Below are 26,952 nucleotides of genomic sequence, written 5' to 3' on the forward strand. Positions count from 1 at the left end.
GCGGAGGTGACTTCAGGAGTGCTCCGTGGCAGTCAGCGTCTTCGATCTGTTCAAGGTGGGCATCGGCCCGTCGAGTTCGCACACCGTGGGCCCGATGCGCGCCGCCCTGATGTTCGCCCAGGGGCTGGAGCGTGACGGCCTGCTGCCGCAGGTCGCTAGCGTGCGCGTGGAGCTGTATGGCTCGCTCGGCGCGACCGGCAAGGGCCACGGCACTGACAAGGGCGTAATGCTGGGCCTGATGGGCGAGGCGCCTGACACCATCGATCCCGATACCATCGACGGCCGGCTGAAGGCGCTGCGCGCGAGCCGCACGCTGTCGCTGCTGGGCCGCCACCCGATCCCGTTCGTCGAGAAGGAGCACATTGCCTTCTACCGCCGCGAGGCAATGGCCGAGCATCCGAACGGCATGAAGTTCCACGCCTTCGACGCACAAGGCGAGTCGCTGCGCGAGGCGCGCTACCTGTCGGTCGGCGGCGGCTTCGTCGTCACCGCGGGCGCGCCCAACACGCAGGTGCTCAACGCCGCGCAGCAGTTGCCCCATCCGTTCCGCAGCGGCAAGGACATGCTGGAAATGGCTAGCGAAAGTGGCAAGAGCATCGCGCGCCTGATGATGGAAAACGAACTCACCTGGCGCAGCGAGGAAGACGTCACCGCCGGGCTGCTGCATATCTGGGACGTGATGCAGGCCTGTGTCGCGCGCGGCTGCCGCACCGACGGCGAGCTGCCCGGCCCGTTCAAGGTCCGCCGCCGCGCGCCGGAGCTGTTCCGCAGCCTGACCGAGCGCGCCGAGCGCACGCTGTCCGATCCGCTGTCCGTGATGGACTGGGTCAACCTCTACGCCATGGCCGTCAACGAGGAGAACGCCGCCGGCGGCCGCGTGGTGACCGCGCCGACCAATGGCGCGGCCGGCATCATCCCTGCCGTGCTGCATTACTATGATCGCTTCGTGCCCGGCGCCAACGCGCAGGGCGTGGTGGACTTCCTGCTCACGGCCGGCGCGATCGGCCTGCTCTACAAGCTCAACGCGTCGATCTCGGGCGCCGAAGTCGGCTGCCAGGGCGAAGTCGGCGTGGCCTGCTCGATGGCGGCCGGTGCGCTCGCGGCAGTGCTGGGCGGCACGCCCGAACAGGTCGAGAACGCCGCCGAGATCGGCATGGAGCACAACCTCGGCCTCACGTGCGACCCGGTCGGCGGGCTGGTGCAAATTCCGTGCATCGAGCGCAATGCCATGGCTTCGGTCAAGGCGGTGAACGCCGCGCGCATGGCCTTGCGCGGGGACGGCACGCACTATGTCTCGCTCGATTCAGTCATCAAGACCATGCGCGAAACCGGCGCCGACATGAAGACCAAATACAAGGAAACGGCGCGCGGCGGACTGGCGGTGAATATCGTGGAATGCTGAGCCCGCTGCGGCGTATCATGGCGCCAGTCTCCCCATGGCGCCACCGCGGGCGCCTGCCAGAACCAGAGCAAAAAGCGAGGCGGCCATGCAAACTTTCTTCCAGTTGTTCGACGATGCCTCGTCGACCTTCACTTACCTGCTGATCGACGCCGCTACGCGCGATGCCGTGCTGATCGACCCGGTCGACCACCAGCTCGACCGCGACATGGCCGTGCTGCGCGACGCCGGTGCGAGCCTTGCGTGGGTGGTGGAAACGCATGCCCATGCCGACCACATCACTTCGGCGGGGCACGTGGCCATGCAGACCGGTGCGCATACCGCTGCGCCGTCCGGATGCGATATCCGGTCGGCGCAGAAGCAGTTGATCGATGGCGATACGTTGAACTTCGGTACGCAGGTGCTGCGTGCGATCCACACGCCGGGGCACACCGCCGGCAGCATGAGCTACCTGTGGGAAGAGACTACGCCGGATGGCACGGTACGCCGCGTCTTCACCGGCGATGCGCTGCTGATCGATGGCTGCGGCCGCACTGATTTCCAGTCAGGCGATGCTGGCACGCTGTACGACAGCCTGACGCGCAAGCTGTTCGCGCTGCCCGACGACACGCTGGTCTTCCCGGCGCATGACTACAAGGGCCGCACCTCGTCGACGATCGCGCAGGAACGCGCAAGCAATAGCCGCGTGGCGGGACGCACGCGGGACGAGTTCATCGAGATGATGCGCGGGCTGAACCTGCCGCGGCCCAAGCTGATCGATGTGGCGGTGCCGGCGAACAAGCGGCTCGGGCTGCGGGATGGGGAAAGCGTGCCGCATGGGGCGTGATGGGGGGGGTGTGGGGGATTGGGATTGGGAATTGGCTCTGGCTCTTGGCAGACGCCGCTGTTTCGCAGGCGTAGCCTGCGAGTCACTTTTTGTCCGGGCGACAAAAAGTAACCAAAAAGCGCGTTTACTTGTCCTAGCGGACGAATATTGATCGTAGCGTGCGAAGAATTTCGTACGGGTACTCGCTTCAGAGTCTGCCCCGCTGCCTGCCGCGTGGTGCGCAACCGTATGCAGGCTCTCGGGCAATGATTGAACGAGCCCTGAACCTGTCCGTGGCCCGACACTGCCCGCGCTATCGCATCATCGCCTTCGGCTGCGCTGCGCGCGGCTCAGCGAAAGAAAATGAAATGGCGAAGCGAAAACGGTAGCACCGACGCCAGCGCCGCTGATGCCCCTGACTAACCAACTAGTGAGCTGCGCAGCAGCCGAAGGCGATGATGCGATGACGGTGGAAGCAGGGGCCACGGACAGGTTCAGGGCTGGTTCAATCACGGCTTGAAAGCCTGCATGCGGACGCGCACCACGCGGCAGGCAGCCAGGCACGCTCTGAAGTTCATACCCGTACAACACCCTCAGCACGCTACGATCAATATTCGCCCGTTAGGGCAAGTAAACGCGTTTTTTGGTTACTTTTTGTCGCTCGGACAAAAAGTGACTCGCCGGCTACGCCGGCGAAACAGCCACGTCTGTCAAGCGCGACGACCCGGTCATCCCCAAAGCCCATCAGCGAAAAACCTGAAAACATCAGGCCGCCCAGCGCTCGCAGGCCTGGCGCACGGTTTCCCGCTGGCTGCGGGCATCTGCGTCGACCTGGCGCAGCCATTCGGCATCGCCGTCGCGGCGCTCGGCCAGCGCGCGGATATTGGCGAGCGCCTGCAGCGAACCCAGCGCCTCGGCATGCGGCACCAGCGCGTCGCAGATCGATAGGATGTGCTCGGCGATCGGCTGGCGCGTCAGTTCGTTGGGATGCACGTATTCACCCTCCAGCCCGAAGCGGCAGGCCTGGAAACGATTGAAGGTGTAGACCAGGTAGTCGTCTTCCTGCGGCATGAACGGGCGCGACAGCAACAGGTAGCGCGCCAGCATCTGGATATACGCGGCGATATCGCAGGCGCGGCCAACCGTCAACGGCGTATCCATCACGCGCACTTCGATCGTGCCAAATTCGGGCTTGGGCCGGATATCCCAGTAGAAGTCCTTCATGCTCTCGATCACGCCCGTATTGCGCATCTTCTCGAAATACGCGGTGAAGGCTTCCCAGGTGAGCAGGAACGGCGCACGCCCGCTCATCGGGAAGGCCGCGACCGAATTGAGGCGTGCCGAAGCGAAGCCGGTATCGACACCTTGCACATAGGGCGACGATGCAGCGAGCGCGACAAAGTGCGGCACGTAGCGGCCGATGGCATGCAGCAGGAACAGCGATTCATCCGCAGTCGGGCAGCCGATATGGACATGCTGGCCGAAGACCGTGAACTGCTTGGCCAGGTAGCCATACAGCTCCGAGATGTACTGGTAGCGCGGCGAATCGGAAATGATGCGGTCGGCCCACTGCTGGAACGGATGCGTGCCGCCACCGCTGATGCCGATGTTGAGCGCGCGCGAGGCCGCCGACATCAGGTCGCGCATGGTGGTCAGTTCTTCCACCGCCTGGTCATACGTGTGGCAGATGCCCGTGCTGATCTCAATCATCGACGGGCTGATCTCCGGCTTGATGTCGCCGGCATGCTGGGCACCCTTCAACGCACGCAACAGGTCGGGCGCGAACGGCGCCAGGTCGTAGTCGTGCCGGTTGACGAGCTGCAGCTCCAGCTCGACGCCGAAGGTCAGCGCCTCGGAATGCTTGAACGGTTCGAGCGACATCAGCGCCCTCCTCCATTGCTGCGCAGGTCGGCACGGACTTCGCCGGCAAACCGCAGTGCCCACGCCGCCAGCACCGGGCCCAGCAGTTGCTCGATGGCGAGCGCGCACAGGATGATGGCGGCCAACGGTTCGCCGGTACCCGGATACAGGCGCGCGACATCGTTCATCAACAGGTATGCCAGGCCCGACATGGGCGCCAGCGCGAGCCCGAGCGCCACGCATTGGCGCAGGCTCAGCCCGGAGAACGATCCGAGCGACACCACTCCCGCCAGCTTGGCAAGGTGGCGGAGCAACACCAGCACTACAGCATAGACGCCGCCGACCACCCAGTCATGCGCCGTGAGCGGCAGACCCAGCGACACCACCATGACGATGATCAGCAAGCTGCCGGCGCTGCCGAAATGCGTCGGCCACACATGCGGCTGACTGTCCTCGTGCTTGAACACGACCCCGGCCAGCAAAAGCGTGATCGGCATCGATAGTTTTAATACCCGGGTCAACGCCAGCGTGAACAGCACCAGACCCACCAGCACCAGGAAGCTGTAGTGATCGTCCACCGACATCCGGCCATAGATCGCGTGGCCGACCTTGCCCACCACCCAGGCCAGCAGGCAGGAACCGACCAGCAGGTAGAGCGGATGCAGCAGCGCGGCGCCCAGGTTGCCGTACTCGGAATGCAGCCAGCCGGTGGCGACCTGCACGATCACGGCCGCATAGATGCTGTTGAGCGCGGCCATGGCGAGCAGCCGCTCCGTTACTTGGCCCTCGGCGCGCAATTCATTCTTGAGCTGCAGCACGATGGTCGGCGAAGTGCTGACCGCGATGCCCCCGGCCAGGATCGCAATGCCCGGCGAGGCGCCCATCCATTGCAGCACGGCCGCGACAAGGCCCCAGGTCAGCACGCTTTCGAACGCGCTAGTCAGCAGCAGCCAGCGGTTGGCGCGCAACCAGGTCAGCGACAGACGGTGCCCCAGTTCGAACAGGGCCAGTGCCAGCGCCATATCGATCAGGATACGGGTCTGGGCGATCATGTTGTCGTCGACGATGCTGCGGCCGAGCATGCCGGCGCACAGGCCCGCGGCGGCATAGCCGACAATGCGCGGGCAACGCAGCCAGCGGCGGCTCACCTCGCCGGCCAGGCCGGCGCCGATCAGCGCCAGGCCGACCCAGAACAGGCCGCCGGGCGCGAGCGGAAGTGACGGGAAAAGTTGGCTCAGTCCATTCATGCGTGACATGGTAATGGAAGCACATGACATTCCTTGTCGGTGATTGTCTGACACCGCACGGAATGCGCCAACTTCTGAGTCTAACTTTCAATAAAAAACGCCATCTTGCTTGATGGCGTTTCTCGATGCGGGATTTTCCGCAATGTGGAGGCGGTCTGTCGGTGTCAGACGCCCCAGAGTTTCCACTTCGGGCGGGTGGTTCGCAGGGCTGCCTCGACCTTCGCATTCAGGCTGCGTGTGCGGCCTTCGCCGGCCCCGGCGGTACGTGCCTTGTCGAAATAGCCCAGCGCCGTCTCGCGCTGCCCGAGGCCGACCGCCGATTCCACGGCATGCAGCCAGGTTTCGGCATCCCAGTCGTCACGGACTGCAAAGGCGGCGACGAAGTCCACCAGCGCGGCGTCGTGGCGTGCGGCGGCGTTATGGATCAACGCGCGCTGAACCCGCGGCGCAGCCTGGTCCAAGGCATCCCCCTCGGTCATTTCAATGGCTTGCTCGAACAGCGGCAGCGCACGCTCGTGGTCGCCCACGTCGCGCCAGATCAAGCCAAAGCGGTTGAAGAGCCACGCATCTTCCACGAGCAGCGCACGGCGCTGCAGGGCGTCGATCTCGGCGATTGCGTCGGTACGGTCGTGCTGGTCCATGCCATCCATGCGGGCCTGCACCAGCGCGGCGTAGTGGGCCCGAGCATGCGCCATCGGGTGCGCGGCTTCGCTGCGCGCCTCGACCGGCAGCGCATCGAGCCGGGCGTCCATATGCGACATGGCCGCGCCGGCCGCCTCGCCGGCCTCGGCGCCGCCAATGGCCTTCCACGCGGCGATCAGGCGGCTGAATGCCCAGGTCACGTCGGCAGGATTACGCTCCAGCGGATAGCGGTTCAGTACCTCGCCCGCCAGCTCCACCACCTTCTGGTGCTGGTTCGCGCCGGCGTGGCAGTCGAGCAGGTCGATCCAGTGATCGATGAATTCGCTCGCCGCCATGCCCTTGTGGTGCAGCGTGATGCGCGTCTCCAGGTTGCCCGCTTCAGCGGGCAGGCTGCGCGCAAGCAGGCGGCAAAGCAGCGAATAGACGTGCGGGTCGGCGTTGCCGCCATGGCCGTCCTGATCGCCTTCGCCGGTCGCAAAGTACGCTTCGAATCGCGCCACGCCAAGCTGGCAGGCTTCCACCAGGCGCGGCCGCAGCGTGGCTTCGGACTGCGGCACCTGGTCGATGAACTCGCCCAGCGCCGTGGCGGCACGGTAGTAGCCGGCGCCGTCGTCGGACTGCGTGGTCAGGCTGAATTTGAGCCAGGGCTGGGCATCGGCCCCCTGCTTGCCGGCCTGCGCGGCCTGGTGGCGCCACGCCATGGCGCGTACCTGGGTCTGCGGATCCGGGCACTGGCGCAGATACACGGCCAGGTCATCCTGGGCGCCTTCCGTGTCGCCAGTGCCGAAGCGCAGTGGCGCTCGCAGGCGGCGGGCATGCGGATGATCGGGCGCCTGCGCCAGCACCATGCCGGCCTGCTCGCCCGCGAGCGCGTCGGCGGCCTCCGGTTCGAGTTCCAGCAGGTCGGGGTTGTCCAGCGCGATGCGGCCGAGGCAGACGCGCATCATGGGCTCGACCGGCTGGCCGGCTGCCTCGGCCCGTGCAATCGCATCGTGTACGAGCGCAAGGATGTCCTCGGCGCCGAGGTCCGGGGCCCGGTACAGCAGGTCGTGCCAGAAACGGCCAGCGCCAGCCAGGTCGCCAAGCCGGTAGCACGCCAGGCCCGCATGGAAATGGGCGGCCCATTCGCCTGAGAGCAGGCCGTTGCGCCGCGCGGCCTCATGCAGCCAGGGCAACGCCTCGCGGTCGCGCCCAAGGCTCATCAGCATGGCGCCGTAGCGATGCGCGATCACCCCGCGCGAGGCCCAGCGGTGTGGCGCCGCCAGCCCCAGCGAGTCCAGCCGCGCCAGCGCGTCGTCCAGCACGGCGAAGGCCGCTTGCGCGTCGCCCTTGTCGAAGTGCAGCCGTGCACGCAGCGTAATGAAATCGACCACTTCGGGCCGGGCCTCCGACAACTGGCCGGCGATGTCCAGCGCCTCGTCGAACCGGCCGACACCGGCCAGTTCGATTGCGCGGTCGTAGCTGACTTCCTGCACGGACACGTACTGCTCCTTCTGGATTGCGAAAGCGGGATTATGCGCCAATGGCGGGGTTCGTACCCGGCAAGGAAGCACACTTCCCTCACGGTCCTTGCGTGAACTGCCGACGCGGCAGAACTCGGTTAACGGGACCTTCGCGCAGAATCTTCACTGGCACGCAGGGGTTTTTAGCTTGTCGCCCGCAAACTAAAACGCCATCCGAAGCGGATGGCGTTCCTGCCCTCAGTCAGGCAAACGGCATAGCCGACTACTTGCCGCCAACCGTCTCCAGCACAGTCCACTTGCCGCCCACCACCTTGTAGACGGTAATGCCGCCGTCCTTCAGGTCGCCGCGGGCGTCGTACGCCAGCGTCTTCGTGGTGACGCCCTGCATATTGGTGGCCGCCAGCACCGGCAGGTAACGCGCCGGGTCCGCCGAGCCGGCCTTGATCATGGCCGTCATCATCGCGGTGGCGCCATCATAGGCGTACGGCGAGTAGGTCTGCACCTTGGTGCCGAAGCGCTTCTCGTACTTCTTTTCGTACGCGGCGCCGCCCGGCATCTGGTCCAGCGGCAGGCCGGCCAGCGACACCACGGTGCCGTCGGCAGCCGGGCCGGCCAGCTTCAGGAAGTTGTCGGTCTTGGACATTTCGCCCGACACCAGCGGGGCCTTCATGCCCAGTTCCTTGACCTGCTTGGCCATCGGGGCCGACTGGGTCTCGGCGCCGCCATAGAAGATCACGTCCGGGTTGCTGCGCTTGATGTTGGTCAGCACGGCCTTGAAGTCCACCGCCTTGTCGTTGGTGAACTCGCGGCGCACGATCTTGCCGCCGGCGGCCTTGGCCGCCTTCTCGAACTCGTCCGCCAGGCCCTGGCCGTAGGCGGTGCGGTCATCAACGATCGCGATGTTCTTCGCGCCCAGTTTCTTCACCACGAAGGCGCCGATCACCGAACCCTGCTGGGTGTCGGAAGTCATCATGCGGAAGGTGGTCTTGAAGCCCTGCCGGGTGTATTCCGGCGCGGTCGCCATGGCGATCTGCGGAATGCCGGCGCGGTTGTAGACCATCGACGCCGGGATGCTGGTGCCCGAGTTGAAGTGGCCGAGCATGCCCTGGATGCCGTTGTCCACCAGCTTCTGCGCCACCACGGAACCGGTCTTCGGATCGGCCTGGTCGTCTTCCGACACCAGCACGAACTTGACGTCCTTGCCGCCGATCTTCGGCTTGGTGGCGTTCATGTCCTCGATGGCGAGGACCACGCCGTTCTGCATGTCCTTGCCGTACTGGGCCTGGCCGCCGGTCATCGGCGCGGCGAAGCCCAGCTTGATTTCCTGCGCCTGCGCGAAGGCTGCCGTGGCACCGGTCAGGCCGGCGAAGGTCAGGGCAACGGTCAGGGCCGTCTTGTGGAATGTCGAGGTCATCAGTTCTCCTTGGTGGCTGGTTCAGCCTGTGTGCTGCGTTTTTTCTACGCTTCGGGAACGCCGGCTGGGCGCCCCTCCCCTATGGCTGCGTATGGCGGCAGGATCGCCGCCGCGCATACGCACGTCAAACTCTGTCCGCGCCGGTTCAGCCGATCGTCATCAGGCTGGCATTGCCGCCGGCGGCCGCGGTATTGACCGACAGCGAGCGCTCGATCAGCAAGCGTTCCAGCGCGATATTCGTTTCACCCTGCGCCAGACCCTGCACGCCGATGATCGCGCCCGGCCGTGCCGCGACCTGTTCGCACACGGTACGCAACTGGTCCGCATCGCCGTGGTGGATCACCGCGTCGAACGCAACGTCGGGCGACGTCCAGTCGGCCACGAGGCGGACGCGCGATTGTACGCCCTTGGGCAGGCGCGAAAACAGCCCGCGCGCGACAGGGTTTTCCGCCATCACGGCCTGGCTGCCGACGGCCAGGACAGCCGCGAGCTGCATCGCCAGGTCCGATTCCTGCGCCGCCAGGCACAGCACGTGGTGACGCGGCAGCAGCGAGTAGGTATTGCGCTCGCCAGTCGGCCCGGGCAGCGTCACCGAGACGCCCGCCGCCGAGGCTTCGGCAAAGCGGTCGCAGGCGGCGACGAGTTCAGGCATCTGCGCGCTGGCCCAGTCTCTCAGCGCCTGCGCGGCGACCGGGCGATCCAGCGTGGCCGGCGTGGCGCCCGAGGCTTCCGCATGGCGCACGCTGCGTACCACCGCGTCCTGCGGGCAGACCGACAACAGACGGTGCAGGTACAGCGGGCCGCCGGCCTTCGGGCCGGTGCCGGACAGGGCCTCGCCGCCGAACGGCTGCACGCCCACCACCGCGCCGACGATATTGCGGTTCACGTACAGGTTGCCGACCTCGGCGTGCTGCACGATCTGCGCGATGGTTTCGTCGATGCGGGTGTGGATGCCCATCGTCAGGCCATAGCCGGTGCCGTTGATCTGGCCGATCAGGGTGTCGAGCGCAACGCGCGGGTAACGCACCACGTGCAGCACCGGGCCGAACACTTCGCGCTTGAGTTCTTCCACGCTGTCGAGTTCGATCAGCGTCGGCGGCACGAAGGTGCCGTGGCGGCAGCTCGCGCCCTGCGCGGCATTCGGGTCGGCCTGGTGCACGCGGCGGCCCTTGGCGCGCATGGCGTCGATGTGGCGCACGATATTGCCGCGCGCCTCGTCGTCGATGACGGGGCCCACGTCGGTCGACAGCCGGTCCGGGTTGGCCATGGTCAGTTCATTCATGGCGCCCTTGAGCATGTCGAGCACGCGGTCGGCTACGTCTTCCTGCAGGCACAGCAGGCGCAGCGCCGAGCAGCGCTGGCCGGCCGAGTCGAACGCCGAATTCACCACGTCGCCCACCACCTGCTCCGCCAGCGCCGAGGAATCGACGATCATCGCGTTCTGGCCGCCGGTTTCGGCGATCAGCGGGATCGGGCGGCCGGCGGCATCGAGGCGGCCAGCAACATTGCGCTGCAGGATGCGCGCCACTTCGGTCGAGCCCGTGAACATCACGCCCTTGACGCGCGCATCGCCCACCAGCGCCGCGCCCACGGTCTCGCCGCGGCCCGGCAGCAGCTGCACCGCGCCGGCCGGCACGCCGGCCTCGCGCAGCAGGCGCACGGCGGCGGCGGCGATCAGCGGGGTCTGCTCGGCGGGCTTGGCCAGCACGGTGTTGCCGGCGGCCAGCGCCGCGGCCACCTGGCCGGTGAAGATCGCCAGCGGGAAGTTCCACGGGCTGATGCAGACCACCGGGCCCAGCGGGCGGTGCGTCTCGTTGTCGAAGCTGCGGCGGACTTCGGCGGCGTAGTAGCGCAGGAAGTCGACCGCCTCGCGCACTTCGGCAATCGCGTTCGAGAAGGTCTTGCCGGCCTCGCGCATGATGATGCCCATCAGCTGCTGCATCTGTGCTTCCATCAGGTCGGCGGCGCGGTCCAGCGCGGCGGCGCGCACGTCGGGCGGCGTGGCCTGCCAGATCGGCGCGGCATTGGCGGCGGCCTGCAGCGCGGCGTCGACCTCGGCCTGGCTGGCCTCGGCCACATGGCCCACCACGTCGCGGTGGTCGGCCGGGTTCAGCACGGGCGCGGAGACCGCATCGGCCGGACGCGCTACCTCGGCGCCCAGCATCGGCTCGGCCACCACGCGGTCGCTGGTGCCGGCCAGCAGCGCCGAAGACAGCGACGCCAGGCGATGTTCGTTGGCAAGGTCGATACCGGCCGAATTCGGGCGCGACTTGCCATAGAGGCCGCGCGGCGACGGGATCTTCGGATGCGGCAGGCCCAGCGTGCCCTCGTCGCGATGCATGGTCTCGACCACGGCGACCGGATCGGCCACCAGCTCATCGAGCGAAATGGTGTCGTCCGCAATGCGGTTGACGAACGACGTGTTGGCGCCGTTTTCGAGCAGGCGGCGCACCAGGTAGGCCAGCAGCGTTTCATGCGTGCCGACCGGCGCGTAGATGCGGCACGGGCGGTTGAACTTGCCGTCGGCGATCGGGCCGACGACCTGGTCGTACAGCGGCTCGCCCATGCCGTGCAGGCACTGGAACTCGTACTGGCCCGGGTAATAGCTGTGGCCGGCGATCTGGTAGATGGCCGACAGCGTGTGCGCATTGTGCGTGGCGAACTGTGGATAAATCGCGTCCGGCACCGACAGCAGCTTGCGCGCGCAGGCCACGTAGGACACGTCGGTGTAAACCTTGCGCGTGTAGACCGGATAGCCCTCCAGGCCTTCGACCTGGGCGCGCTTGATCTCGCTGTCCCAGTAGGCGCCCTTGACCAGGCGGATCATCAGGCGGTGGCGGCTGCGGCGGGCCAGGTCGATCAGGAAGTCGATCACGAACGGGCAGCGCTTCTGGTAGCCCTGCACCACGAAGCCGATGCCGTTCCAGCCGGCCAGCTCGGGCTCGAAGCACAGGCGTTCGAGCAGGTCGAGCGAGATTTCGAGCCGGTCAGCCTCTTCGGCGTCGATATTGATGCCGATGTCGTATTGGCGCGCCAGCAGCGTCAGCGACTTCAGGCGCTCGTACAGCTCTGTGACCACGCGCTCGTGCTGGGCGCGGCTGTAGCGCGGATGCAGCGCCGACAGCTTGATCGAGATGCCCGGGCCTTCATAGATGCCACGGCCGCGCGAGGCCTGGCCGATCGCGTTGATGGCCTGCTCGTAGGACGCCAGGTAGCGCTGGGCGTCTTCCTCCGTCATCGCGGCTTCGCCGAGCATGTCGTAGGAGTAGCGGAAGCCCTGCGCCTCATACTTGCGCGCGTTGGCGAGCGCCTCGGAGATCGTTTCGCCGGTGACGAACTGCTCGCCCATCAGCCGCATGGCCATGTCCACGCCCTTGCGGATCAGCGGCTCGCCGCCCTTGCCGATGATGCGCGTGAGCGCCTTGCTCAGGCCCGACTCGGTATGCGTGGCCACCAGCTTGCCGGTCAGCAGCAGGCCCCAGGTCGCGGCATTGACGAATAGCGACGGGCTCTGGCCCAGGTGCGACTGCCAGTTGGCGCCGCTGATCTTGTCGCGGATCAGCGCGTCGCGCGTGGGCTTGTCCGGGATGCGCAGCAGCGCCTCGGCCAGGCACATCAGCGCCACGCCTTCCTGCGACGACAGCGAGAACTCCTGGATCAGGCCCTGCACCAGGCCCTCGCGGCCAGTGCCGACCTTCTGCTCGCGCAGGTTGGTGGCCAGCTTCTTGGCCATCTTGATGGCGGACTCGGCCTGCTCGTGCGGCAGTCGGGCCTGCTCCAGCAGCACCGGAACGCAATCGGTCTCCGGACGGCGATAGGCCGAGGTAATCGCTGCGCGCAGCACGGACTGGGGCTGGATGCTTTGGGCAAATTCCAGGAAAGGCTGGGGCGCGCCATCGGCATGGCCCAGGTCACCCGCATCGGCGCCGTCGGCATCGGTCGCACCGCTGGCCGTCGCCTCGTGCGGCAGGTGGCCGCGCTCGATCTGCTCCAGGTACGTGAAGATCGCCTGCTTGATCAGCCAGTGCGGCGTGCGGTCGATGGATTGGGCGACGCGCTTGAGGCGGTCGCGCGAGGCGTCGTCGAGCTTGACGCCGAGGGTGGTGGTGGCCATGCGAGCTGTTCTCCGTAAGACACAAGGCTGCGGGGCCGATGCCGCCCGAAGCGCTCCGGACGGCATGGGGGCCCGACCTGCGCAACCTCTGGGCTGGCGCGATCTTACTCCCGAAAAACGCAATGGTGCAACCTAGTGCAACCACTACCTCGAAAACCGGTTGCGGTGGTTGCACCGCCTGTCCATGCAACCCGGCCCTCAGATCCTCAGCGGGTCGATCTCCAATTGCCAGCGCACGCCGCGCGCCTCCGCCCCCACATCGGAGAAAGTCTGCACCCACTCGCTCACAAACCGTTGCAACACGGGCCGGGCAGCGGCCTCGACCAGCATCTGCGCACGCTCCCGGCCGGCAATGCGGACCATCGACATCGGCACCGGGTCATGCAGTTGCACCTCTGGCGCCAGGGCATTGCCATCAGCCAGGCGGCGGACTGCCTGCAGGAACTGCAAGGCCCGCTCCAACTCACCATGCTCGGCGGTCAGCAACACCTGGTAGCAGAACGGGGGCAACCCGGCCTGGCGACGCTCGCGCAACTGTCCGGCGGCGAATCCATCATAGTCATGGCGCTGCAGGGCCTGCAATGCCGCGGCGTCCGGATAGCGGGTCTGAATGATGACTTCGCCGGGCAACCCGGCCCGGCCTGCCCGGCCGGCGACTTGCATCAGCGACGCGAAAAGATGCTCGGCGGCGCGGAAATCGTGGCTGAACATGGCGGCATCGGGATGGACTACGCCGACCAGCGTGACGCGCTGGAAGTCGTGCCCCTTGGCCACCATCTGGGTGCCGACCAGGATGTCGACCTCGCCGGCATGGACGTCGTCGAACATCGCCTGCGCGCTGCCCTTGCGGCGCGTGGAGTCGGCGTCGATACGGGCGATGCGCGCCTGTGGAAAACGCGCCGCCAGCGCTTCCTCGATGCGCTGGGTGCCCCGGCCCAGCGGAGCGATATCCATGTTGCCGCAATCGGGGCAATGGTGCGGGATCGGGGCTTCCAGGCCGCAGTGGTGGCAGCGCAGCCGCCGCTCGGGCCGGTGCAGCACCAGGTACGCCGAACAGCGCGGACAACCGGAGAGCCAGCCGCAGCTGTCGCAGGCCAGGACCGGCGCATAGCCGCGGCGATTCAGGAACAGCAGGCTCTGCTCGCCACGCGCCAGGCGCGCCTCGATGGCTTCCAGCAGCGGCACCGACAGGCCCTCGAACAGCGCGCGCTGGCGCTGCCGCTCATGGTTGAGGTCGACCAGCCGCACGACGGGCAGCGCAGCCTCGGCCTGCGCGCGTTCGCGCAGCACCAGCTTGCGGTAGGCACCCTGCTCCGCGCGCCACCAGGTCTCCATCGACGGCGTGGCCGACCCGAGCACCACCGGGATCTCGAGCCGCTTGGCGCGCCACACCGCCAGGTCGCGCGCGGAATAGCGCAAGCCCTCCTGCTGCTTGTAGGACGTGTCGTGCTCTTCGTCCACGACAATCAGCGCGAGGTGCGGCATGGACGCCAGGATCGCCATCCGTGTGCCGAGCACGATGCGCGCCTCGCCGCGATGGGCGGCCAGCCACTGCAGGCTGCGCTCCTGGTCGGCCACGCCGCTATGCAGCACGGCCAGCGGCAACTGCGGGAACCGGGCGGCGATACGCGACTGGAGCTGTGGCGTCAGGTTGATTTCGGGCACCAGCATCAACACCTGCGCGTGCGGATCGCGTACCAACACCTGCGCCATGGCGTGCAGATAGACCTCGGTCTTGCCGCTGCCGGTCACGCCGTGAAGCAGGAACGGCGTGAACGACGTGGCCGCGCCAATGGCCTCGACCGCCGCGAGTTGTTCCTCGTGCAGCGGCGGCGCCACCGATGGCGCCTGAGACGGCGCAGTGACCAGCAAGGTGCGCTCGGCGGTCAGGACCTCGACCCAGCCTGCGGCGACCCATTCCGCCAGCCTGGCCGGCGCCGCGGCGCACAGCTCGCGGGCCTCGGACAGGCTCATCGGCTGGCCCTCCGCGCGGTCGGCAAGTGCCTGCGCAAGGGCACGGACGGACCTTGCGCGCGCCGGCACGGCGTCGAGCATCGTGGGAACATGCGCCGGCACTACGCGATACGCTTCAGTGCGGGCACGCAGCGCAAGGCGCGGCCAGCCCTCCGGCTCGCGTAACGACGGCGGTAGCGCCGGCAGCATCACTTCACCGAGACAACGCTGGTAATAGCGCGCGGCGAATACCGCCAGGTCGCGCCACTCCTCGGCCAGAGGCGTCAGCCAGTCCAGCCGCGCGGATACCGGCTTGAGGCGCTCCGCCGGTACGGCGGATTCGGCAGCGCGCGCGACCGCAACCCCAACCAGGTTGCGGCGCCCGAATGGCACTACGACAAGGTCACCCGGCGACACGTCGGGACCGGCAAGATAGTCGAAGCAGTCGTCCGCGGGCGTATCGAGCGCGACGCGGACAATGCCGGCCTGGCGCGGTTCGGTGTCGGCTGGCAGCGTCATCGGAGGCGGTTGTGGTGCAAGGCGCGTGCACAAAGACTGTGCGGGATACGACGCAGGACGGGGGGAGCCAGACGCTGTGTGCGGCGCAACATCAACTTAAAGTAAAACTTCAAATGTGGCCCTAAGTCGATGATAGATGACTGCTTTTCCACTAATTCCACCGACCCTGTGGATAACTTTGTTGAAAAGTCGCACCAAGATGCCGCCAAAGCCCGAAAAACAAGGGAATCACTGGCCCGCGCGTCCGCGTTGAAAAACTTCCAATGCCTTAAAAATCAAGACCTTGCAAACATCCCCCAGATGAGTTAAGGAGTAACCCGTTCTTGCACTGCGGCAAACCAATCGGTGTGCATAAGTCAAGCCTCCCCAATCAACCCGTCGCATCTTTTTGGCGAATCTGGATGAAATTGTTTACTTGACAGCAGCAACGGCGCGCCTCTCGCGACACCGGCGACCCTTCGCACTGAAATCGCTGCACCGCGAGGAAAGAACGCCGGCACGCCGGGCGCCGACCTTTGGAGCAACGGTGGTCAGCCGCGCGCCGCGCGCAGCTGCTTGCTGTAGCGATGCACTTCATCGACCAGCACGGTCACGCTTTCCGGCGGCGTGAACTGCGAAATGCCGTGGCCCAGGTTGAAGACGTGCCCATCGCTGCCGCCCGCGGCGGCGTAGCTGTCCAGCACGCCACGCACCTGCTCGCGGATGGCGGCCTCCGGCGCGAACAGCACGGTGGGATCGATGTTGCCTTGCAGCGCCACGCGGCCGCCGGTGCGGCGACGGGCGTCGGCCAGGTTGACTGTCCAATCCAGGCCGATGGCATCGGCGCCGGTCTCGGCAAGGCTTTCCAGCCACAAGCCACCGCCCTTGGTGAACACGATGGCCGGGATCTGTTGCCCCTCATGCTCGCGCTTGAGGCTGGCCAGCACCTTGCGCATATAGGCCAGCGAGAACGCCTGGTACATGCCATCGGCCAGTGCGCCGCCCCAGGTGTCGAAGATCATCACGGCCTGGGCACCGGCCTCGATCTGCGCGTTCAGGTACTGGCTGACCGCCTGGGCGTTGATTTCCAGGATGCGGTGCATCAGGTCCGGGCGTCCGTACATCATGGCCTTGACCGTGCGGAAGTCGTCCGAGCCACCGCCTTCGACCATGTAGCAGGCGAGCGTCCAGGGGCTTCCCGAGAAACCGATCAGCGGCACGCGCTGGCGGCCGTCCTGGACCAATGCGCGGCGAATCTCGGCCACGGCGTCGAACACGTACTGCAGCGACGACATATCGGGCACCGCCAGCTTCTGGACATCGGCTTCGGTCCGCAGCGGCCGGGCAAAGCGCGGGCCCTCGCCCTGGGCGAACGACAGGCCAAGGCCCATCGCGTCGGGGACGGTGAGGATGTCGGAGAACAGGATGGCCGCGTCCAGCGGATAACGGTCCAGCGGCTGCAGCGTCACCTCGGTGGCGTAGGCGGGATTCTTGGCCAGCCCCAGGAAGCTGCCGGCCCGCGCGCGCGTGGCGTTGTACTCGGGCAGGTAGCGGCCCGCCTGGCGCATCAGCCACAGCGGCGTGTATTCAGTCGGCTGCCGGCGCAATGCGCGCAGGAAAGTGTCGTTCTGCAGTGCGGTCATGGTCATCCTCGTAAGACCGCCATTCTAAGGGATGGCCACGGCGCAACGGCACTTTGCGACCGGTGCCGGAGCACGGCGGCGCTATGCCTCGTCGAACAGGCTGGCAAAGGCTTGCGCGGCGCGCTGCATCCATTCGCGGGCACGCGGCGCTTCAGACTGCAGGCGCCCAAAACCGTGCGTCATACCGCTGGCTTCGATGGTGACCACCGCGGCGTCGTGACGGACGAGGAAATCGGCATAGGCCAGGCCGCCATCGCGCAACACGTCGTTGGCCGCCACGATCAGGGCCGTGGCCGGCGGCTGGACCGCAGGCGCCTGCGCCATCAGATGGATGCGCGGATCGGGATGCTGCGCGCCCTGCGCAAGCGCGTCGGCACCGATGAACTGAGTCCAGTACCAGGCCATTTCGTCGCGCGTCAGGCCGGGGCCATTGGCAAAGGCGCGGTAGCTTTCGGTGCTGAGCACGGGCGCGGTGACCGGGTAGATCAGCAATTGCGCCGCCACGACCTGCCGTCCGGCTTCGGCATTGACATGCTGCGCCGCGAGCGCCGCCAGATGCCCGCCGGCGCTGTCGCCGGCCACGGCCAGGAAGCCAGTGTCGAAGCCCAATGATGCCCGTTGTGCGGCAAACCACTGCACCGCCTGCACCGCGTCATCGCATGGCGCCGGGAACGGGTGCTCGGGCGCGAGCCGGTAGTCCACGCTGGCGACCGCACAGCCGGTATCGGCGGCAAGCATCGCGGCAATGGTGCGGTGCGTCTGGTGTGAGCCGATCACCCAGCCTCCGCCGTGGAAATAGACGATCAGCCGAGCGGCATCAGTGCCCGCCGGCCTGAACAGGCACGCCGTGAGTGTGCGGCCGTCCAACGGCAGCTCGAGGTCCGTCGAGGTGACACCGTCGGGATCCGGCACCATCGACGAAGCCGCCACTTCGTCGAAGCGCACGCGCCGCGCGGGCGCTTCGACGGGTACGGGCAGGCCGGCGTACTGCTCGGTCTGGCGGCGGTAATAGGCGAGGAGTTGCGGATCGATGGCCATCGGTGGGGCGGAAGGGATTCAGGGGAATAAAGTGCGGCTCAGGACAGCTCGAGCTGGCGCGCCAGTTCGACCTTGCTGCAGCAGTCCTGCACCGCAAGCAGCCCCGCTGCCAGCGCACGCGCGACAGCATCGCCGTTTACGATGCCGAGCTGCAGCCAGACGCCGCGAGCGCCAATGGCAATGGCGTCGTCGACGACCGGCGGGGTATCTTCGGCACGACGGAAGATATCGACCCAGTCGATGCGGCCGCCTTGCGCCTGGATCGCGGCGGCGGCGGCCTCGAGCGACGCGTGGCAAGGCTCGCCCAGAATGCGCTCGCCCGCGTGCCGCGGGTTCACCGGGACGATGCGAAAACCATGCTGCTGCAGGAATTCGGCGACTTCATGGCTCGGGCGGTCGGCACGGTCCGACAAGCCAACAATGGCAACGGTTTTCATGCCAAGCATCTTCCGAATCGCGTCCTGCATACCTGTCATCATGGGCTCCGTGGTATTGCCGCGGCGAACACCGGGCTCAAAACAGGAGCAATCGTAACCGCGAACGACCGGGGACGCCGGAAACGTCGTTTGGTTCGCTATCGCACATGGAGACCCGGGCAAAAAGAAGACAAACAGGCACTTCGCTCACGAAAAAGTGAGACAAAAGCTTGTCAATGTGCCCATTGCGCGCCATTTATGCCGCCCAAGCTTTCAACTTCTTGCAAAGAGATACATTTTGTTACTGCCATTGCGGGGACTTTCCCCCACAATGCATTGACACACCGACGTTTGGTGGCGTCCCGCCAAGAACCGAGAAGTCAGAATATGGGACGCTGAAGAAAGCCTTGGCAGTGATCCCCGATTTTCCGAGCCAGCAGGCGATGCCTGCTGGCCGGATACCAGGAAGACCCGATGGCGCGTGGCCTTGTTGGCCGATTTTGCGAACGTGATTCGCTGCGCCTTAGCTTGGTAGTCCTGGACCGAACCCGTTCCTTCGAATTGACCCCTCGAAGGGATTTTCCCGTCCGCGCGGAGCCTCCCCGGCCCGCGCGCTTTTTTTTGTCCAGAACGGACCAAGGATATCCCCAGCCCAATAAAAAAGGCAGCCGCGTGGCTGCCTTTTTTTGGCTGTCGCACCGAAAAAACAACAGTGCGCCAGGTCCTGCTTGTTGCTTACTTCTTACGACGCAGACGGGCGATGGCGGCCAGCTGCGCTGCGGCCATGGCGAGTTCGCTCTGAGCGCGTGCAATGTCCAGATCGCTGCTCTGGTTCTGCATCAGCTCTTCGGCGGCACGCTTGGCTTCCTGCGCCTTGGCTTCGTCCAGGTCGGTACCGCGGATGGCGGTGTCGGCCAGCACGGTGACATGCTTCGGCTGCACTTCGAGAATGCCGCCGGCAACGAACACGAACTCTTCGCTGCCGTCTTCCTTCTCGATGCGCACGGCGCCCGGCTGGATGCGCGTAATCAGCGGCGTGTGGCCCGGCAGAATGCCCAGCTCACCCGACTCGCCCGGCAGCGCCACGAACTTCGCCTGGCCGGAGAAGATCGACGCTTCCGCGCTGACGACGTCTACAAGAATGGTTGCCATATGAATTCCTTTGTCCGTTCGCTTCACTTCTGACGGCATGCCGCGCGAGGCCGTATGCCGTCACTCCCGCACCGGAGCGCGGGAGCGTCAAAGCGAGGCTTACTGGAGCTTCTTGGCCTTCTCGAAGGCTTCGTCGATCGAGCCGACCATGTAGAACGCCTGCTCGGGCAGGTGATCGCACTCGCCATCCACCAGCATCTTGAAACCACGGATGGTTTCCTTCAGCGGCACGTACTTGCCCGGCGAACCCGTGAACACTTCTGCCACGTGGAACGGCTGCGACAGGAAACGCTGGATCTTACGCGCGCGGTTCACGGCCAACTTGTCTTCCGGCGACAGTTCGTCCATGCCCAGAATCGCGATGATGTCGCGCAGTTCCTTGTAGCGCTGCAGGGTCTGCTGCACGGCACGCGCGACGTTGTAGTGCTCCTGGCCAACCACTTGCGGGTCCATCTGGCGCGAGGTCGAGTCCAGCGGATCCACGGCGGGGTAGATACCGAGCGCGGCGATGTCACGCGACAGCACCAGGGTCGAGTCCAGGTGCAGGAAGGTGGTAGCCGGCGACGGGTCGGTCAAGTCATCCGCAGGCACGTACACGGCCTGGATCGACGTGATCGAGCCAGTCTTGGTCGACGTAATACGCTCCTGCAGCTTGCCCATTTCTTCAGCCAGCGTCGGCTGATAGCCCACGGCGGAAGGCATACGGCCCAGCAATGCCGACACTTCGGTACCGGCCAGCGTGTAGCGGTAGATGTTGTCGACGAAGAACAGGATGTCACGGCCTTCGTCGCGGAACTTCTCGGCCATGGTCAGGCCGGAAAGTGCCACGCGCAGACGGTTGCCCGGCGGCTCGTTCATCTGGCCGAACACCATGGCGACCTTGTCGAGCACGTTCGAGTCGCTCATTTCGTGGTAGAAGTCGTTCCCTTCACGGGTACGCTCGCCCACGCCGGCAAACACCGACAGACCGCTGTGCTGCTTGGCGATGTTGTTGATGAGCTCCATCATGTTGACGGTCTTGCCCACGCCAGCACCACCGAACAGGCCAACCTTGCCGCCCTTTGCGAACGGGCAGATCAGGTCGATCACCTTGATGCCGGTTTCCAGCAGGTCGGTCGAAGGCGACAGTTCGTCGAACTTCGGTGCCTTCTGGTGAATCGCGCGGCGCTCGTCCGAAGCGATCGGGCCAGCTTCGTCGATCGGGCGACCCAGCACGTCCATGATGCGGCCCAGGGTGCCCTGACCCACCGGCACCGAGATCGGCGCGCCCGTGTTCTTCACCGGCATGCCGCGGCGCAGGCCGTCCGACGAACCGAGAGCAATGGTACGCACCACGCCGTCACCCAGCTGCTGCTGGACTTCGAACGTCAGGCCCTTCTCGGCGAACGACGTTTCGCCGCTGTCTTCCAGCACCAGCGCGTCGTACACCTTCGGCATTGCGTCGCGCGGGAACTCGATGTCCACCACGGCGCCAATGCACTGCACAATATTTCCGATACTCATTTCGTATCTCCGATAGCTTGAATTCTTGACGCCTCAGACCGCTGCTGCACCGCTGACGATCTCTGACAATTCCTTGGTGATCGCTGCCTGCCGGGTCTTGTTGTAGTCCAGCTGCAGTTCGCCGATCACGTTCTTGGCATTGTCGGATGCCGCCTTCATGGCCACCATGCGCGCCGATTGCTCGGACGCCATGTTCTCGGCCACGGCCTGGTACACCAGCGCCTCGACGTAGCGGACCAACAGCTCTTCCACCACGGTCTGCGCGTCAGGTTCGTAGATGTAGTCCCACGAGTAGGCGCGCTTCTCTTCTTCCGTCTGCGACAGCTTGTCGGCGGCGAGCGGCAGAAGCTGCTCAACCATCGGTTCCTGCTTCATCGTGTTGACGAACTTGGTGTACGACAGGTACACCGCGTCGACTTCACCATTGGTGAATGCGTCGAGCTGGACCTTGATCGCGCCGATCAGCCTTTCCAGGTGCGGGGTGTCGCCGAGCTGCACCACATTCGAGACCACCTTGGCGCCGATGCGGCTCAGGAACTGCATGCCCTTGCCGCCGATGGCAGTCGCTTGCACATCCACGCCGCGGCCTTGCAGGCTCTTCAGCTCGTTGGTCACTGCGCGCAGCACGTTCGTGTTCAGACCGCCGCACAGCCCCTTGTCGGTCGTGACCACGATCATGCCGACGCGCTTGACCTCGCGCTCCTGCATGAACGGGTGCTTGAACTCGGGGTTGGCCGAAGCCAGGTGCGCCGCGATGTTACGCACTTTCTCGGCATAGGGACGGGCATTGCGCATCCGTTCCTGCGCCTTGCGCATCTTGGATGCGGCGACCATCTCCATCGCCTTGGTGATCTTGCGCGTGTTTTGCACGCTCTTGATCTTGGTTCGAATTTCTTTCGTTCCGGCCATATCTTCCTCTCCGTCCGAACCAGCGCCGCGCCGGCGTTAGCCAGGCGCGGCGGCGGTATCGGAGAATTGCGCGGTTAGAACGCGGCGGACTTCTTGAAATCCTCGATCGCGGCACGCAGAGCGGGCTCATCTTCCTTCGAGAGGACCTTGGTCTCTTCGATACGGTTGATGAGGTCGGCGTACTTGGTCTTCAGATGGTCGTGCAGGCCCTTCTCGAATGCGAGAATGTCCTTCACTTCCACGTTGTCGAGGAAGCCGTTGTTGGCGGCGAACAGCGAAGCGGCCAGCTGCCACACTTGCTGCGGCTGGTATTGCGCCTGCTTCAGCAGTTCGGTCACGCGGCGGCCGCGCTCCAGCTGCTTGCGGGTGGCGTCGTCCAGGTCCGAAGCGAACTGCGCGAACGCAGCCAGTTCACGGTACTGGGCCAGGTCGGTACGGATACCGCCGGACAGGTTCTTCACCACCTTGGTCTGTGCAGCACCACCCACGCGCGACACCGAGATACCGGCGTTAATGGCGGGACGGACACCGGCGTTGAACAGGTCGGTTTCCAGGAAGATCTGACCGTCGGTAATCGAGATCACGTTGGTCGGCACGAACGCGGACACGTCGCCGGCCTGCGTTTCGATGATCGGCAGTGCCGTCAGCGAACCGGTCTTGCCCTTGACGGCGCCGTTGGTGAACTTCTCGACGTAGTCTTCGTTCACGCGTGCGGCACGCTCCAGCAGGCGCGAGTGCAGGTAGAACACGTCGCCCGGGTAGGCTTCGCGGCCCGGCGGACGGCGCAGCAGCAGCGACACCTGGCGGTAGGCCCAAGCTTGCTTGGTCAGGTCGTCATAAACGATCAGCGCGTCTTCGCCACGATCGCGGAAGTATTCGCCCATCGTGCAGCCGGCGTAGGCAGCCAGGTACTGCATGGCGGCCGAATCCGAAGCGGCGGCGGCCACGACGACGGTGTATTCCATCGCGCCGTGCTCTTCCAGCTTGCGCACCACGTTGGCGATCGTCGAAGCCTTCTGGCCGATTGCCACGTACACGCAGAAGACGCCCTTGCCCTTCTGGTTGATGATGGCGTCGACAGCCACGGCGGTCTTGCCGGTCTGGCGGTCGCCAATGATCAGCTCGCGCTGGCCACGGCCGATCGGCACCATCGCGTCGATCGACTTCAGGCCGGTCTGCACCGGCTGGCTCACCGACTGACGCGCGATCACGCCCGGCGCGACCTTTTCGATCACGTCGGTTTCCTTCGCGTTGATCGGGCCCTTGCCGTCGATCGGCTGGCCCAGCGTGTTGACCACGCGGCCCAGCAGTTCCTTGCCAACGGGCACTTCCAGAATGCGGCCGGTGCACTTGACCGTATCGCCTTCCGAAATGTGTTCGTAGTCGCCCAGCACCACGGCGCCGACGGAGTCGCGCTCGAGGTTCAGCGCGAGGCCGAAGGTGTTGCCCGGGAATTCCAGCATCTCGCCCTGCATCACGCCAGACAGGCCGTGCACGCGGCAGATACCATCGGTCACGGAAATTACCGTGCCGGTGTTGCGCACTTCAGCGTCAGCGCCAAGACCCGAGATGCGGGACTTGATCAGCTCGCTGATTTCTGAGGGGTTCAGTTGCATCACAATGCTCCTAATTCTTCAATCCGACGGACGGCCGATCAGACGGCGGTCAGCGCGGTTTGCATGGCAGCCAGGCGCGCACGCACGGAGGTGTCGAGCACTTCGTCGCCGACCTTGACGCTCACGCCGCCGATCAGGGACGGGTCTACCGCCACCTTTGCGTGCAGCTTGCGGCCGAACTTGCGTTCGAGCGCAGCGATCAGGTCGTTCAGTGGTTGACCATCCAGCGGGAATGCACTGGTGATCTCGACGTCCGACGAGCCTTCGCGGGCGTTCTTGAGCGCATGGAACTGCTCGGCGATTTCCGGCATCACCGTCAGGCGGTTGTTGTCCACCAGCAGCGTGACGAAGCGTCGTGCTTCGTCATTCACCGGGGACTTCACCACCGACAGGAACAGTTCGGCCAGCTTGTTGCCGGGAACGTTCGGATCGTCGGCGAGCGCCTTCATGTCGGGGTTGGCGGCGATATGCCCCATCTCCGACACCAGCTCGGACCATGCACCCAGATTGCCGGCTTCGCTGGCAACGCGGAACAGCGCCTCAGCGTAGGGACGGGCAATGGTTGCGGTTTCGGCCATGATTAGAGCTCAGCTTTGAGTTGATTGAGCAGGTCGGTATGGACCTGCGCGTTCACTTCGCGCTTGAGGATCTGCTCGGCACCCTTGACTGCCAGCACGGCGACCTGGTCGCGCAGGTCTTCACGTGCGCGGGTCACTTGCTGCTCTGCCTCGGCCTTGGCCTGGGCGATGATGCGTGCGGCTTCCGCCTGGGCGTTTTGCTTGATCTCGTCAGCCGTCAGCTGGGCGCGCTTCTCGGCGTCAGCGACGCGTTGAGCACCCTCGGTGCGGGCTTCGGCCATAGCCTGGTCCACACGCTTGTTGGCGAGTTCAAGCTCGGCCTTGCCCTTCTCGGCAGCGGCGAGGCCATCGGCGATCTTCTTTGCGCGTTCGTCGAGCGCCTTCACCAGCGGCGGCCAAATGAATTTGGCAACAACCCACCACAGGATGAAGAACACGACCATCTGCGCAAAAAACGTTGCGTTCAGATTCATGGTGTGTTCCTTTCGGTAATCAAACTACAGATAAATGCACAAAAGGCGGCGAGGCTGATGGCCTGCGCCGCCCGTCAGCATCATGCAGACCGAAAAGAAATTACTGAATGACAGCCAGCAGCGGGTTGGCGAAGGCGAACAGCATTGCAACACCCACGCCGATCAGGAATGCCGCGTCGATCAGGCCAGCCAGCAGGAACATCTTGGTTTGCAGCGGGTTCATCAGTTCAGGCTGACGTGCGCACGCTTCGATGTACTTGCCACCCATCAGGGCGATACCCAGGCAGGCGCCGATAGCGCCCAGACCGATGATGATGCCGATACCGATGGCGGTCAGACCCTGGATGTTGGCGAGAAATGCTTGCATGATGACTCCTTTAATTTAGAGAGACTTAGAACCAAAAAACCAAAAAACCAAAAACCTAAAATCTTTGCCGATCAGTGGTGATCGTGAGCCTGGCCGATGTACACCAGCGTCAGCATCATGAAAATGAATGCCTGGAGCAGAACGATCAGGATGTGGAAGATCGCCCAGACCGTGCCGGCAACGACGTGGCCGACGAAGCCCAGCGCCGACAGGTCGGCACTGAACGTCCAGATGGAACCCAGCAGCGCGATCAGCAGGAACACCAGTTCGCCGGCGTACATGTTGCCGAACAACCGCATGCCCAGCGACACGGCCTTGGCCAGGAATTCGATGATGTTCAGGATCAGGTTGAACGGAGCCAGGTACCACTTGGCGCCGAACGGGGCCGAGAACAGTTCGTGCATGAAGCCGCCCGTGCCCTTGATCTTGAAGCTGTAATAGATCATCAGCACCAGCACCGAGCACGACATGCCCAGCGTACCGTTCAGGTCAGCCGTGGCCACTGCGCGGTGGTGCGGAAGATGAATGTGGAAAATGCCGAGCAGGTTGTTCAGGCCTGTGACCCAGTCGACCGGAATCAGGTCGATCGCGTTCATCATGGTGATCCAGCAGAACACCATCAGCGCCAGCGGAGCAATCCACGAGCGGTCGCCGTGAATGATGCCCTTGGCCTGGTCGTCGACCATCTCGACGATCATCTCGACGAAGGCCTGGAAACGGCCCGGCACGCCAGCGTGAACGCGACGCGCGGCGATCAGCAGGAAGATCAAGGCGATCGCGCCGCACAGCACGGACCAGAACACCGTGTCATAGTTGAGCACGGAGAAATCGACCACCGACGCTTGCTTGCCGCCGACCGAGTTCAAGTTCTGCAAGTGTTCGGCGATATAGCCGGAGGGTGTCAGCGCGTGTTCGGCGCCTTGGATAGCTTCTGACATGTCGAAACGAACGGTATATTGCGAAATCGTTGAGCCGGCACCCTCGCATTGGCGGGCAGCCGGTACGCGTCTTGCATTGCCTTCGGCCATCGTGGCCGGTCACCGCCATGCAAGAAGGGTCAAACTTTGTCGGCCCACGGTTTCACCACTATGAAACCCTGCACCGAGGATCTTGATATTCCGTTTTGGTGCCCCACCTCTGCGTGAAGCACACACTTCGTGCGGCTGGCCTGGTGTTACTGCTTACCGAAGCGCCATCGCCACCACCCAATACGTCTTGAGCGCAAGCAGGAACGTGACAAGCATCGGCACCCAGCGCAGATCGCGGTACAGCACCACCACCAGCACCAGCAGCGCGACGGTGGCGAACACCTTGATCGCCTCGCCCATCACCAGCCCGCCGACCGAGGCCCGCTCGCGCGACATCCACAGCCGCAACGCAAAGAACCCGCTCGGGATAAAACACACGGCGCCACCAAACAACGCGGACCAGCCATACGGCGCTGCCTGCTTGCCGAACAGCGCCCAGCACAATGCCGACAGCAGGGTCACAATCACCTGCGCCAGCACGATCTTGCCGGGTGTCATGCGCGAGGGGCGCAACGCGCGTTCGCCGAACAGCGTTACCGCGTCGTCGTGTGACAGCGGATCGACAGCTTCTTCTTCCCGTTCTGCGTCAAAATCCCAATCATCACTGCGGGGGCTTGCCTGACGCGAATCGTTTTGCTGCTGTCGGTCTCTTACCACTACCTGCCTGCCTCATCCGGGCCGGAACTTTTCGGCCCGACCAGAATTCAAACCGCGCAATTTTAAGGGGAAATACTGAGTCGCGTCAATGTGCTTACAGTTCGCTTGCAGTGGCAAACTGCACAACGGTTGCTATCACGATTGCATGATGGCTTCGTTGAAATTGCGCAGCAACGA

Annotated in this window: 20 protein-coding genes; 2 read left to right on the top strand and 18 right to left on the bottom strand. The window is 65.1% G+C overall.

The features are described from left to right. The first annotated feature begins 25 nt into the window (after positions 1-25). Both ACIGJB_RS16320 and ACIGJB_RS16325 read left to right on the top strand, forming a co-directional pair. Positions 26-1,402, top strand: a complete 1,377-nt coding sequence (locus ACIGJB_RS16320; RefSeq protein ID WP_483730714.1) for an L-serine ammonia-lyase — start codon at positions 26-28, stop codon at positions 1,400-1,402. An 85-nt stretch (positions 1,403-1,487) separates the two neighbouring features. After that, a complete protein-coding gene (locus ACIGJB_RS16325) occupies positions 1,488-2,225 on the top strand; it encodes an MBL fold metallo-hydrolase (RefSeq protein ID WP_483730715.1) in 738 nt (245 codons plus the stop codon). 744 nt (positions 2,226-2,969) lie between these two features. Here the strand turns inward: ACIGJB_RS16325 and ACIGJB_RS16330 are convergent. The 18 genes from ACIGJB_RS16330 to ACIGJB_RS16415 form a co-directional block, all read right to left on the bottom strand. Continuing rightward, positions 2,970-4,085 carry a YbdK family carboxylate-amine ligase gene (locus tag ACIGJB_RS16330; RefSeq protein ID WP_483730716.1) on the bottom strand — a complete coding sequence of 372 codons (1,116 nt, stop codon included), beginning with the start codon at positions 4,083-4,085 and terminating at the stop codon, positions 2,970-2,972. Beyond that, positions 4,085-5,320: a cation:proton antiporter gene (locus ACIGJB_RS16335; RefSeq protein WP_483730717.1), complete on the bottom strand. Its 1,236-nt coding sequence runs from the start codon at positions 5,318-5,320 to the stop codon at positions 4,085-4,087. The genes ACIGJB_RS16330 and ACIGJB_RS16335 overlap by 1 nt, the downstream gene beginning before the upstream one ends. 155 nt (positions 5,321-5,475) lie before the next feature. Beyond that, entirely contained in the window at positions 5,476-7,434 is a 1,959-nt protein-coding gene (locus ACIGJB_RS16340) for a hypothetical protein (RefSeq protein WP_483730718.1), read from the bottom strand. 244 nt (positions 7,435-7,678) lie between these two features. Continuing rightward, positions 7,679-8,830, bottom strand: a complete 1,152-nt coding sequence (locus ACIGJB_RS16345; RefSeq protein WP_483730719.1) for a branched-chain amino acid ABC transporter substrate-binding protein — start codon at positions 8,828-8,830, stop codon at positions 7,679-7,681. A 145-nt stretch (positions 8,831-8,975) separates the two neighbouring features. Further along, complete coding sequence (putA, locus tag ACIGJB_RS16350) at positions 8,976-12,944, bottom strand: trifunctional transcriptional regulator/proline dehydrogenase/L-glutamate gamma-semialdehyde dehydrogenase (RefSeq protein ID WP_483730720.1); 3,969 nt, start codon at positions 12,942-12,944, stop codon at positions 8,976-8,978. A 198-nt stretch (positions 12,945-13,142) separates the two neighbouring features. Beyond that, on the bottom strand, positions 13,143-15,416 hold the full coding sequence (locus tag ACIGJB_RS16355; protein WP_483730721.1) for a primosomal protein N': 2,274 nt from the start codon (positions 15,414-15,416) through the stop codon (positions 13,143-13,145). Positions 15,417-15,946: 530 nt separating this feature from the next. Continuing rightward, entirely contained in the window at positions 15,947-17,044 is a 1,098-nt protein-coding gene (gene hemE / locus ACIGJB_RS16360; RefSeq protein ID WP_483730722.1) for a uroporphyrinogen decarboxylase, read from the bottom strand. A 75-nt stretch (positions 17,045-17,119) separates the two neighbouring features. Next, the gene (locus ACIGJB_RS16365; protein WP_483730723.1) at positions 17,120-18,076 is read right to left on the bottom strand and encodes an alpha/beta hydrolase; all 957 of its coding nucleotides are present in this window, start codon (positions 18,074-18,076) and stop codon (positions 17,120-17,122) included. Between the two features lie 38 nt (positions 18,077-18,114). Beyond that, the gene (locus ACIGJB_RS16370; protein WP_483730724.1) at positions 18,115-18,555 is read right to left on the bottom strand and encodes a CoA-binding protein; all 441 of its coding nucleotides are present in this window, start codon (positions 18,553-18,555) and stop codon (positions 18,115-18,117) included. A gap of 672 nt (positions 18,556-19,227) precedes the next feature. After that, positions 19,228-19,644 carry a F0F1 ATP synthase subunit epsilon gene (locus ACIGJB_RS16375; protein ID WP_483709831.1) on the bottom strand — a complete coding sequence of 139 codons (417 nt, stop codon included), beginning with the start codon at positions 19,642-19,644 and terminating at the stop codon, positions 19,228-19,230. A 99-nt stretch (positions 19,645-19,743) separates the two neighbouring features. Then, positions 19,744-21,147: a F0F1 ATP synthase subunit beta gene (gene atpD, locus ACIGJB_RS16380; RefSeq protein WP_483730725.1), complete on the bottom strand. Its 1,404-nt coding sequence runs from the start codon at positions 21,145-21,147 to the stop codon at positions 19,744-19,746. Positions 21,148-21,180: 33 nt separating this feature from the next. Continuing rightward, a complete protein-coding gene (atpG, locus tag ACIGJB_RS16385) occupies positions 21,181-22,056 on the bottom strand; it encodes a F0F1 ATP synthase subunit gamma (protein WP_483730726.1) in 876 nt (291 codons plus the stop codon). 74 nt (positions 22,057-22,130) lie between these two features. Further along, the gene (atpA, locus tag ACIGJB_RS16390; RefSeq protein ID WP_483730727.1) at positions 22,131-23,672 is read right to left on the bottom strand and encodes a F0F1 ATP synthase subunit alpha; all 1,542 of its coding nucleotides are present in this window, start codon (positions 23,670-23,672) and stop codon (positions 22,131-22,133) included. Positions 23,673-23,710: 38 nt separating this feature from the next. Continuing rightward, positions 23,711-24,250 (bottom strand): F0F1 ATP synthase subunit delta, encoded by a 540-nt coding sequence (locus tag ACIGJB_RS16395; RefSeq protein ID WP_483730728.1) that lies wholly within the window; start codon positions 24,248-24,250, stop codon positions 23,711-23,713. A gap of 2 nt (positions 24,251-24,252) precedes the next feature. After that, a complete protein-coding gene (locus tag ACIGJB_RS16400; RefSeq protein WP_483709837.1) occupies positions 24,253-24,723 on the bottom strand; it encodes a F0F1 ATP synthase subunit B in 471 nt (156 codons plus the stop codon). 100 nt (positions 24,724-24,823) lie between these two features. After that, on the bottom strand, positions 24,824-25,090 hold the full coding sequence (gene atpE, locus ACIGJB_RS16405) for a F0F1 ATP synthase subunit C (RefSeq protein ID WP_011299478.1): 267 nt from the start codon (positions 25,088-25,090) through the stop codon (positions 24,824-24,826). 71 nt (positions 25,091-25,161) lie between these two features. Beyond that, positions 25,162-26,028 (bottom strand): F0F1 ATP synthase subunit A, encoded by an 867-nt coding sequence (gene atpB / locus ACIGJB_RS16410; protein WP_483730729.1) that lies wholly within the window; start codon positions 26,026-26,028, stop codon positions 25,162-25,164. Between the two features lie 243 nt (positions 26,029-26,271). Further along, positions 26,272-26,775: an ATP synthase subunit I gene (locus ACIGJB_RS16415; protein WP_483730730.1), complete on the bottom strand. Its 504-nt coding sequence runs from the start codon at positions 26,773-26,775 to the stop codon at positions 26,272-26,274. Between the last annotated feature and the right edge of the window lie 177 nt (positions 26,776-26,952).

This window comes from Cupriavidus sp. C2SS-8b, assembly GCF_057073745.1.